This is a genomic window from Pseudomonas fluorescens (assembly GCF_902497995.1).
Lineage (GTDB): Bacteria > Pseudomonadota > Gammaproteobacteria > Pseudomonadales > Pseudomonadaceae > Aquipseudomonas > Aquipseudomonas fluorescens_BK.
Genome location: NZ_CABVII010000009.1, coordinates 200227 through 209705 on the forward strand (window position 1 = coordinate 200227; position 9479 = coordinate 209705).

Genomic DNA, 9479 nt, shown 5'->3' on the forward strand with positions numbered 1-9479 from the left:
CCGATGGGTTTCAATCTCTCCGCATGGGCGTTGCGTAATCGCCAGATCGTCCTGTTCCTGATGCTGTTGCTGGCGGTCGTGGGAGCACTTTCCTACACCAAACTCGGCCAAAGCGAAGACCCGCCGTTCACCTTCAAAGCCATGGTGATTCGCACCCTCTGGCCAGGGGCGACGGCGCAGGAAGTGTCGCGCCAGGTCACCGAACGCATCGAAAAGAAGCTGATGGAAACCGGCGAGTACGAGCGCATCGTCTCGTTTTCCCGCCCCGGCGAATCCCAGGTGACGTTCATTGCCCGGGACTCCATGCATTCGGTGGACATTCCCGAGCTCTGGTACCAGGTCCGCAAGAAGACCAGCGATATTCGCCACACCCTGCCACCGGGGGTGCAGGGGCCATTTTTCAACGATGAATTCGGCACGACATTCGGCAATATCTACGCCCTGACCGGCGACGGATTCGACTACGCGGTGCTCAAGGATTACGCCGATCGCGTGCAGATCCAGCTGCAGCGCGTCAAGGACGTGGGCAAGGTCGATCTGCTCGGCCTGCAGGACGAGAAGATCTGGATCGAACTCTCCAACGTCAAACTCGCCACCCTCGGCCTGCCCCTGGCGGCGGTGCAGCAAGCGCTCGAGGAGCAAAACGCGGTGTCCACCGCCGGTTTCTTCGAAACCACCAGCGAGCGCTTGCAGCTACGTGTTTCGGGGAATTTTCAGACAGTCGACGAGATCAAGAACTTCCCGATCCGCGTAGGCGATCGCACTTTCCGCATTGCCGATGTAGCGAACGTGCGCCGTGGTTTCAACGATCCTCCCGCGCCGCGCATGCGCTTCATGGCCGAAGATGCCATCGGTCTGGCCGTGGCCATGAAGCAGGGTGGCGACATTCTGGTGCTGGGCAAGGCGCTGGAAGTCGAGTTCGCCAGGATCCAGAACAACCTTCCGGCCGGGATGCAACTGCGCAAGGTCTCCGACCAGCCAGCGGCGGTGAAGACCGGGGTCGGCGAGTTCGTTCAAGTGCTGGTGGAAGCCCTGGCCATCGTGCTGTTGGTGAGCTTCTTCTCCCTCGGTGTGCGCACCGGTATGGTGGTTGCCCTGGCGATTCCGCTGGTATTGGCGATGACCTTCGCCTGCATGTATTACCTCGGCATCGGCCTGCACAAGATTTCCCTCGGCGCGCTGGTGCTGGCGTTGGGCTTGCTGGTGGACGACGCGATCATCGCCGTGGAAATGATGGCGATCAAAATGGAGCAGGGCTTCGACCGGATCAAGGCGGCCAGCTACGCCTGGACCAGTACCGCGTTCCCGATGCTCACCGGCACGCTGATCACCGCTGCCGGCTTCCTGCCGATCGCCACGGCGCAATCGGGCACCGGCGAATACACCCGCTCGATCTTCCAGGTGGTGACCATTGCGTTGCTGGCATCGTGGATTGCCGCCGTGGTGTTCGTACCTTATCTGGGGGAAAAACTCCTGCCGGACCTGGCGAAGATCCATGCGGCCAGACACGGCACCGCCGACGGCCAGACCGACCCTTACGGTACGCCGTTCTATCAACGGGTCAGGCGCTGGGTGGAGTGGTGTGTGCGCTGGCGCAAGACCGTGATCCTGCTGACCATCGTCTTGTTCATCGGCTCCATCGTGCTGTTCCGATTTGTCCCTCAACAGTTTTTCCCCGCGTCCGGTCGTCTTGAGTTGATGGTCGACCTGAAACTGGCCGAAGGCGCTTCCCTGAGCAACACCGCCGACGAGGTCAAGCGCCTTGAGGCGCTGCTGAAGGATCACGTGGGTATCGACAATTACGTGGCCTACGTCGGCACCGGTTCGCCGCGCTTTTACCTGCCGCTGGATCAGCAACTGCCTGCGGCGAGCTTCGCCCAGTTTGTCGTCCTGGCCAAGACCATCGAGGACCGCGAACCCCTGCGTACCTGGCTCATTGAAACCCTCAACGAACAATTCCCGGCCCTGCGCTCGCGGGTCACGCGTCTGGAGAACGGCCCACCGGTCGGCTATCCGGTGCAGTTCCGGGTCACTGGCGAGCACATCGAGGAAGTCCGTGCGCTGGCGCGCAAAGTCGCGGCCAAGGTTCGCGAGAACCCTCACGTGGTCAATGTCCATCTGGACTGGGAAGAGCCGAGCAAAGTCGTGTACCTGAACGTCGATCAGGACCGCGCCCGGGCGCTGGGCGTGAGCACGGCCAACCTGTCGAAATTCCTGCAAAGCTCGCTGACCGGTGCCAGCGTCAGCCAGTACCGCGAAGACAACGAATTGATCGAGATCCTGCTGCGCGGCACCGTGCACGAACGCACCGAGCTGTCGTTGCTGCCCAGTCTGGCGGTGCCTACCGACAACGGCCGCAGCGTGGCGCTGTCGCAGATCGCAATACTGGAATACGGCTTCGAAGAAGGCATCATCTGGCACCGCAACCGCTTGCCCAACGTGACGGTCCGTGCCGACATCTACGGCAAGGAACAACCGGCGACCCTGGTGCAGCAGATCATGCCGACCCTCGATCCGATTCGCGCCGAACTGCCGGACGGCTATCTGCTGGATGTCGGCGGCACCGTGGAAGATTCGGCCCGGGGGCAGAACTCGGTGAAGGCTGGCGTGCCATTGTTCATCGTGGTCGTACTGACTTTGCTGATGCTGCAACTGCGCAGTTTCTCACGCACGGTGATGGTGTTTCTCACCGCGCCACTGGGGTTGATCGGGGTGACCTTGTTCCTGATGGTGTTCCGTCAGCCGTTCGGTTTCGTGGCCATGCTCGGGACCATCGCCTTGTCCGGGATGATCATGCGCAATTCGGTGATTCTGGTGGACCAGATCGAGCAGGATATCGCGGCCGGACTCAAGCCTTGGCAAGCGATTATCGAAGCCACGGTGCGGCGTTTCCGGCCGATTGTGTTGACTGCGCTGGCGGCGGTGCTGGCGATGATTCCGCTGTCGCGCAGTGTGTTTTTCGGGCCGATGGCGGTGGCGATCATGGGGGGGTTGATTGTGGCGACGGCGTTGACGTTGCTGTTCCTTCCTGCGCTTTATGCGGCCTGGTTCCGAATCAAGAACGAGTCGGTTTGATCTTTTGACCTTGGCGGCCTGGCAGTCGACCTGACTTCACAGGTGTCCCCGAACCTCCGTGTAGGAACTGGCCTGCCTGCGAAGACGGCCTGCCAGCCGCCCTGATTCTGCGAATGTACACAAAATCTGTGGGAGCTGGCTTGCCTGCGATGGCGGCCTGCCAGCCGACCTGATTCTGCAGATGTACCCAGAACCCTTGTGGGAGCGGGCTTGCTCGCGAAGACGGCCTCCCAGCCAACCAATCCCTTACAGATGCACCCGATCCAATTGTGGGAGCGAGCCTGCTCGCGAAAGCGGCCTCAAAATCGACGATGTTTATCAATCAGTCAAAACAGCAGAATTTTCCTACAGGATTTTCAGGTTGTCCGTGGGAAGTGCGACCTCTAGCCTTTGATCGTCGCTGAAAAAAGCAGCGACCGGGTTTCGCAGCCCGGTTAAACTTCAGACGCACAGCGTCCACCATCCGAAAGCGGGCGCTTTTTTATGCCTGTGTCATGGCGGCTGTGCGCGGGATACCTTTGGGTATGCCGGGTTCCTGAAGTCCCGGTCTGCGAACCTGCGTACAGCGGCCACCTTATGTTCGTTTCGCAGCGATCAGCGGCAGCTCCACTACTTCAGGAGCTACACAGTGATCAAAGACAGTCCAAATCCCCCAGATCCAGAAACCGAAAAACTGGCCAGACCCGCTCATCGTCCCAGCCCGATTTTCATCATCCGCCCCAACGTCAATTCCGAAACCCTCCTGGTCCATGCCTGTGAAACCCTTGCCTCGGCCAACGTGATGGCCACTGAGTTGTCATCCTCCCTGACCGGCCCCACGTGCAATCTGGTGCTGGGCATCCAGCAGATGATTGTGCTGGCAGAGCTATCCGTAAATCGCGTGCTGGATCATCTCGATCCGCAGCAGTAGCACAACCAAAAAGCCCGCTGAACCTGTGAAGGCCAGTGGGCTTTTTGTGAATAACCGTCGTCCTGTCAGGCCGACCGAATCAGGGTCTTCGCTCCTACACCTATCTCAGACTTGTCCGATATTGAGAGCAGAAGAGCAAAATGCTCTACTCAAAACTCAGTTTCATGAGTTTCTGAAACAGCGCCGATGAAAAAGCCACCCATTCTGAAGGGCCGATCCGACCCGGTATTCGACCTGTTGGCACGATCGCCCCATCCTGCGTGCCGTCAGCGGTTTTACCGAGGCTTATCGCAGAAGTCTGGCCTATGCCGAAAGCTTCGATGGATGGGTGTTGGAGTCAGGCTTTTCGACCAGCTCACCGAGAAACAGCGAGCCGTGTACCAAGTGGCCAAGAGTGGCATGGCCAAGGAGTTCACGGCGGTCAATGTGAAGGGGAATCTGGATTGCAGCCCAGGTAGGAGTAGCGTCCCAGCTCTTCACGACAGGGCACATCGACATAACGACCAAAGCTGTCGCGCTGCTCTTGGGGCAGAAAGCCGAGCGGCATTGATCACAGCACCTCGGCGCAGAAAACGGCGGGCGTGACGATTCGCGTGCGTTCGATGTGCCCGCGTTGCAAGAGGCCTGCACGGCGATCACCGGTCACCAGGTAGTCCGCATCACCTGCCAGGGCCATTGCCAGCAGAAACGAGTCATCCGGGTCATCGGCTTCGAGTTCGATGGTTAGACGCTCCAATACCACCGCCCGCTGCAGGTTATTGATCATAGCCCCGACTTTGGCGGGTTGCAGGATGGCCTGGAGCTTGGGGTAGCGGCTGGCTCGACGGATTTCATCGAGTTGCATCCGCGAGGTGACGACCTCGAAGCGAGCCGCCCGCCAGGCGCGGTAAATCGCATCGGGAGCACCGTGCGGCGAGATCAGGGCGCTGAACAAAATGTTGGTATCCAACACTACCCGCATCAGCGCTTACGTGCCCACTGGAGCGCTTCATCAATCGCTTCGGTCAATTCTGACTCACTCAGATGGGCGTTGTCGGCCTTGGCCTGCTTGGCGGTCAGCTCCAGGATGTGTGCCTGCACGGCTTCCTCGATGAAGCGCGACAGGTCGCCTTTGCGGCCACCACCTTGGCTGGCCAGAAACATGCGAAGGGACTGGTCGGTGTCGGCCGAGACAGCGACATTCCAGCGAATCGTGTTCATGGGAATTCTCTGCTAATAGGTGTTTGTGCGCTTATGTGTTTATACGCCAGTTGCAGCAGGCTGTGCAACGGTCCGATCAAGCCCCCTACCCTACACAGGGGGCGTGTGACAATTAGAGCGTACCGAACACTTTCTTCGCCAAACTGGTCGCCGCCGCCGCAGGGTTCTGGCGAATGGTTTCTTCCTGTTTGCCGATCATCTCGAACAAACCGTTCAATGCCTGCTCGGTGACATAGCTTTCGATGTTGGCATTCTTCGCATCCAGCACGCCCAACGTTGCAGCCTGGCCCGCGAACGAGTTGTACTGCTTGGCCAGGCCAACCTGGCCGGTGGCTTGCTTGACGATCGGCAGGAACTTGGCGCGGATCTGTTCGCGGCTGGTTTTGCTCAGGTACTGCGTGGCCGAGTCATTGCCGCCGGCGAGAATGCCCTTGGCATCCTCCACGCTCATTTTCTTCACCGCGTCCACCAGGATCGGTTGGGCCTGGGTGACGGCGGCTTCCGCCGCCTTGTTCATGCTGGTTTCCAGTTGATCAACCTGGGCACCCATGCCGAACTGTTTCATTTTGCTGGCGACCTTGCCCAGGTTGCCCGGCAGTTCGATTTTCACCTCCGGGTTGTTGCTGAAACCCCCCGGCGTGCCGAGCTGTTTCACGGCCAGTTGCGCGCCCTGGGTCAGGGCATCTTTCAGGCCGCCGGTGGCGTCTTTTTGCGACAGGTCGCTGAGCGACAGCGCCAGAGCGCTGGCGCAGAACATCAAGCCTGTGCACAGGCCGGCAAGACGAAGGGTAGGGCGGAGCATGGTGGCTTCCTTGTTTCGAAAGAATTAGCGGACGGCGTGGACGCGGATTTTCATCGACTCCGGGTCGCTGCCATCAAGCTGTACGACGTGTTGTTCGGTAGTGGTATACATCAGTTTGCCATTCACCTCGATCCGCGCGCTGACCGAATAACGATTGCCGGGTTTGACCTGTGCCGGATCGTAGTTCAGGTGAAACGGCAGCGGCACCTGGCCTTCGACCGGCCCTTTCTGTTCGCCAAGGACCACGGCGGGGGCGTCGGCCAGGGACACGTCCTGCAGGCTGACGCTCAAGGTAGCGTTCGGCGGCAGGGCGATGCGTTGCAGGTAGTACACTTCGCCGTCGAGGCTGGGTTCAGCGGCAGGTTGTATCAACTGGCAGGCACCCAGCAGGGTGGTGATGGCCAATAGAGAAAGTTTTTTCATCGCAGAGCTCCATGTTTAAGGTGTCGCCATAAGCCTTGGCGCCTGTGGGAATTTAGACGGTCTTCGCCGGGAGCGCGACCTGATCCGCCGCATCTTCACTGCGATGCAGCGCCACCTGCCGGATCGACAAACGAATCTCCGCCGGCAATACCCGCTTCGCCGCGCCTTCGGCCAGCTCGCCGAGCAGTTCGTGATAGCCCAGCTTGCCTGCTTCATCGCGCTTGAGCACGTCGAGGTCGAGCATAGTCTGGATGAAGTGGCGAAACAGGCTCTTGTCGAAGAATTCCGGGGCGTTCAGGCCATGGAGGATCGACAGGCGCTGGGCCATGACCGTGCACAAGTCTTCCAGCTCTTCGGCACTGATGCTGTTCTGGCCGCTGTTGAGCAGCAGGGACACGGTCATGTAGAAGCGTTGCAGGGTCTGGGCGATGCTTTTCGACAGCAGCGTCAATAGCACGAAATGCCGCGAACTCGGTGCCGGACGCAGGTAAACGTCGTTCTCGAAACGCAGCAGGCCTTGCTCGACGAACGCCTCGAGCCACTGATCGACCACCACGTCCAGTTCTTCCAGCGTCCAGCGAATGAACAGTTCCGCTTGCAGGTAGGGATACAGCGCCCGGGTGTAGCGCAGGATCTGCTCGCGGCTCATGCGCGAAGCGCTCTGGAAAAAGCTTGCGAGCAACGACGGCAAGGCAAAAATGTGCAGCACGTTGTTGCGGTAGTAGGTCATCAGGACGGCGTTCTGCTCGTCCAGATACAGAATCTTGCCCAGGGCATCGCTCTGCTCGGACAATAGGTTCATGTCCTTCACATGCTCGATCAGTGCCCGGCCGTCACCTTCCGGCAGGGTGGTGTGCGGCGAGTACGGGACTTTGCGCAGCAGTGCCAGATACAGGTCGAGTACCCGCGCCATGGCGCGATCGTCCAGGGCCAGGCGGGTGGTGGACAGCAGCGCCAAGGCCACCAGGTTGACCGGGTTGATTGCCGCGGCTTCGTTCAGATGCTGCGCGACTTTCTCGCCGAGACGGTGGGTGGTTTCGTTGAGCCAGGCCGGCTTGAACTGAGGGCCCAGTTCCTGCTGGCGCCAATCCGGCTGTTCGCTATCAAGGAACTCCGCCAGTTTGATCGGCTCGCCGAAGTTCACCGCCACCTGACCGAAACGTTGCTTGAGCGCACCGATGACTTTGAAAATGTCGAAGATCGACTCTTTCTTCTTGCTCGCACCACGCAATTCGCCGAGATAGGTCCGGCCTTCCAGCACGCGTTCGTAGCCGATGTACACCGGAATGAACACGATCGGCATCCGCGACGAGCGCAGGAAGCTGCGCAGGGTGATCGCGAGCATCCCGGTTTTCGGTTGCAGCATGCGCCCGGTGCGCGAGCGACCGCCCTCGACGAAGTACTCCACCGGGAAGCCTTTGGTGAACAGGGTGTGCAGGTATTCGTTGAACACCGAGGTGTACAGCGGGTTGCCCTTGAAGGTGCGGCGCATGAAGAATGCACCGCCGCGCCGCAGCAGGCTGCCGACCAGCGGCATGTTGAGGTTGATCCCGGCAGCGATGTGCGGCGGGGTCAGACCGTTGCGGAACAGCAGATAGGACAGCAGCAGGTAGTCGATGTGGCTGCGATGGCAAGGCACGTAGATCACTTCGTGACCCTGGGCGACTTGCTGTACGCCTTCGATGTGGTTGACCTTGATCCCGTCGTAGATCTTGTTCCAGAACCAGCTCAGCACCACTTCCAGGAAACGGATCGCGGTGTAGGTGTAGTCCGAGGCGATCTCGTTACCGTAGCGCAGGGCCTGGGCCTTGGCTTTCTCCGGGGAGATGTTCTCGCGCTCGGCCTCATCGAGGATCGCTTGCCTGACCAGTGGCTGATTGAGCAGGCCCTTGACCAGGTTGCGCCGGTGGGAAATGTCCGGGCCGATCACGGCGGCTTTGAGGTTGCGAAAGTGCACCCGCAGAATCCGCTGGGCCATGCGCACGGTGCGTTCGTGGCCCTTGTTGTGATCGATCAGCTCGCGCAGGTGGATCGGCGCCGAAAACTGCACGCGGGTCTTGCGGCCCAGCACAATGATGCTGAGCAACCGGCGCAGGCGCCCGGTAACCGCCCAGCTGTCGGCGAACAGCAGTTTCCACGGGCTCGATTCGCTGTCCGGCGACTGACCCCAGAACACGCTGACCGGAATGATTTGCGCGTCTTCGGCCGCGTTCTGGCTCAGGGCGCTGACCAGGCGGGTCAGGGTCGGTGGCGCCCCGCGTTTGTCCTGACGTCCAAGCCAGTCGGGCGCTGGCGTCAGGTAGAAAAACGCGGCGGGTTCCACCAGGTTGCCCACCGATGCCGGCAGTACCGGGCGGGGCAGGCCGGCCTTGCTGCACTCGGCATCGACCACGGCGAGGTCGGTCAGTGAAGGGTTTTGCAGGACGTAGAACACCGGACGGCTGCGGTCGAGGTTGAGGGTGAGCGACGACTGGTTGATCGTCTCCGAGCGAACCCAGAGGTATAGCAGTCGGCGCAGGGTGCCAAACACAAGACGGCGGAGCGGGGAGCGGGTCATACGACTTCTGCATGAATGAAGGAATGAAGGAAACCGAGCAATTGCTCGGGCGGCCGATAGTGTGCCGTATTCACTGAAAATCGGCAAAAAAGCGGCAAAGTAAAGTTGAGTGGAGAGATTTCGCGACTGTCATATACTCGGCCGCTCAACAATAAAAAGAAGGGGGTACCGATTCATGGCTACGCGCGAAACTGGCAATGTGAAGTGGTTCAACGACGCCAAGGGGTATGGCTTCATTCAGCGCGAGGATGGGGTGGATGTGTTCGTGCACTACCGTGCGATCCGCGGGGAAGGGCACCGCTCGCTGGCTGAGGGGCAGCAGGTGGAATATGCGGTGGTGACGGGCGAGAAGGGCTTGCTGGCTGAAGACGTCGTCGGCCTGTAACTCGCTCCTACAGGTTTCCGGTGTTGCGGGTTACGCGGTTTTCCAGGTGATCTCTTCTTCACCATCAGCGCTGATGCGCATCCAGCGATCCGCCGATTCTTCACCTTCTTCCTCGACCCAGCTACCC

Annotated in this window: 8 protein-coding genes and 2 pseudogenes; 4 read left to right on the top strand and 6 right to left on the bottom strand. The window is 60.2% G+C overall.

Annotation, left to right across the window (positions count from 1 at the left end; all coding sequences use genetic code 11):
- Positions 1 to 3 precede the first annotated feature (3 nt).
- The 3 genes and pseudogenes from F8N80_RS13185 to F8N80_RS31550 form a co-directional block, all read left to right on the top strand.
- Positions 4 to 3075 (top strand): efflux RND transporter permease subunit, encoded by a 3072-nt coding sequence (locus F8N80_RS13185; RefSeq protein WP_150783999.1) that lies wholly within the window; start codon positions 4 to 6, stop codon positions 3073 to 3075.
- A 628-nt stretch (positions 3076 to 3703) separates the two neighbouring features.
- Positions 3704 to 3985: a DUF6124 family protein gene (locus F8N80_RS13190; RefSeq protein ID WP_150748380.1), complete on the top strand. Its 282-nt coding sequence runs from the start codon at positions 3704 to 3706 to the stop codon at positions 3983 to 3985.
- A 253-nt stretch (positions 3986 to 4238) separates the two neighbouring features.
- Positions 4239 to 4450 (top strand): annotated as a pseudogene (locus F8N80_RS31550) (Fic family protein); the annotation flags it as partial.
- Positions 4451 to 4535: 85 nt separating this feature from the next.
- Here the strand turns inward: F8N80_RS31550 and F8N80_RS13200 are convergent.
- The 5 genes from F8N80_RS13200 to plsB form a co-directional block, all read right to left on the bottom strand.
- Positions 4536 to 4946, bottom strand: a complete 411-nt coding sequence (locus F8N80_RS13200; RefSeq protein WP_150748381.1) for a putative toxin-antitoxin system toxin component, PIN family — start codon at positions 4944 to 4946, stop codon at positions 4536 to 4538.
- Positions 4946 to 5185 (bottom strand): ribbon-helix-helix domain-containing protein, encoded by a 240-nt coding sequence (locus F8N80_RS13205; RefSeq protein WP_150748382.1) that lies wholly within the window; start codon positions 5183 to 5185, stop codon positions 4946 to 4948. The genes F8N80_RS13200 and F8N80_RS13205 overlap by 1 nt, the downstream gene beginning before the upstream one ends.
- A 112-nt stretch (positions 5186 to 5297) precedes the next feature.
- Positions 5298 to 5987 carry a DUF4197 domain-containing protein gene (locus F8N80_RS13210; RefSeq protein WP_150748383.1) on the bottom strand — a complete coding sequence of 230 codons (690 nt, stop codon included), beginning with the start codon at positions 5985 to 5987 and terminating at the stop codon, positions 5298 to 5300.
- 24 nt (positions 5988 to 6011) lie between these two features.
- Positions 6012 to 6410: a YbaY family lipoprotein gene (locus F8N80_RS13215; RefSeq protein ID WP_150748384.1), complete on the bottom strand. Its 399-nt coding sequence runs from the start codon at positions 6408 to 6410 to the stop codon at positions 6012 to 6014.
- A gap of 52 nt (positions 6411 to 6462) precedes the next feature.
- A complete protein-coding gene (plsB, locus tag F8N80_RS13220) occupies positions 6463 to 8967 on the bottom strand; it encodes a glycerol-3-phosphate 1-O-acyltransferase PlsB (RefSeq protein ID WP_150784000.1) in 2505 nt (834 codons plus the stop codon).
- Between the two features lie 175 nt (positions 8968 to 9142).
- Here plsB and F8N80_RS13225 point away from each other — a divergent pair, with 175 nt between their 5' ends.
- Positions 9143 to 9352 (top strand): cold shock domain-containing protein, encoded by a 210-nt coding sequence (locus F8N80_RS13225; protein WP_150748386.1) that lies wholly within the window; start codon positions 9143 to 9145, stop codon positions 9350 to 9352.
- Positions 9353 to 9382: 30 nt separating this feature from the next.
- Here F8N80_RS13225 and F8N80_RS32155 read toward each other — a convergent pair.
- Positions 9383 to 9479: pseudogene (locus tag F8N80_RS32155) on the bottom strand (hypothetical protein); the annotation flags it as partial.